The sequence below is a fragment of the Alcanivorax sp. HI0044 genome (assembly GCF_001634945.1).
Genome location: NZ_LWEZ01000294.1, coordinates 1 through 767 on the forward strand (window position 1 = coordinate 1; position 767 = coordinate 767).

Consider the following 767-nt stretch of genomic DNA (forward strand, 5'->3'; position numbering starts at 1 on the left):
CTGGGCCCTGCGCAACGTCTCCATGAACCTGCGTTATGGCCTGCAACTGGTGCAGCGCCGGGTAGCGTCCAACGACATGGGTTTGATGATCGACAAGGCGAAAAGCATGGTGACGCAGAAGTATATCGGCGACATCAACATGATCCCGCCCCGCCAGCCGCTCAACGCCCTGCGTGTCCTGAATAACCCCACGCTGCAAGATGTGCGAAACTATATCCGTAAAGGCGAACAGGCGACTTGGCCAAAACTGGACATGGTAGCCAACACCACCTGCATCAGTCGCACCTTCCGCGACTGCCGGGCACGCCTGGACCGTATCGAAGAACGCATGCTGGATCGGGTAAACATGACAGCGGTGGCCAACCAGTAAACCGCCCCCCGGCACGGCGACTATTTCTGGAGACCGTGCTTGCCTCACCGTATACACCATTACTACCGACAGAACCCGCTGGCCTTCAAAGTGGCCGGCGCGGTGCTGTTGGTCAGCATTATGGTGATGCTGATCAGCATCGGCGTATTCATGGTGCGCGAATACCATCAAGGTATGGAGCGCCTGGAGCAGAACCTGGAGCAGGTGGAACTGACTGCCTTGCCCGGGCTGTCCCGTTCCCTGTGGAATTTCGACGAAGAGCAATTGCGGGTGCAGGTTAACGCCCTGCTGCATTTGCCTGATGTAGCATCAGCCAGCGTCACGTGGACTGACTGGAATGGCCACGCCAAAGCCATCGGCAGCAGCATGGCCGCGCCACCCAAGGCCCTCACGATTC

At 58.7% G+C, this 767-nt stretch carries 2 pseudogenes; both read left to right on the forward strand.

Annotation, left to right across the window (positions count from 1 at the left end):
* Nucleotides 1–370, forward strand: a pseudogene (locus A3730_RS30980) (DUF3336 domain-containing protein); the annotation flags it as partial.
* 39 nt (nt 371–409) lie between these two features.
* Nucleotides 410–767: pseudogene (locus tag A3730_RS03600) on the forward strand (hypothetical protein); the annotation flags it as partial.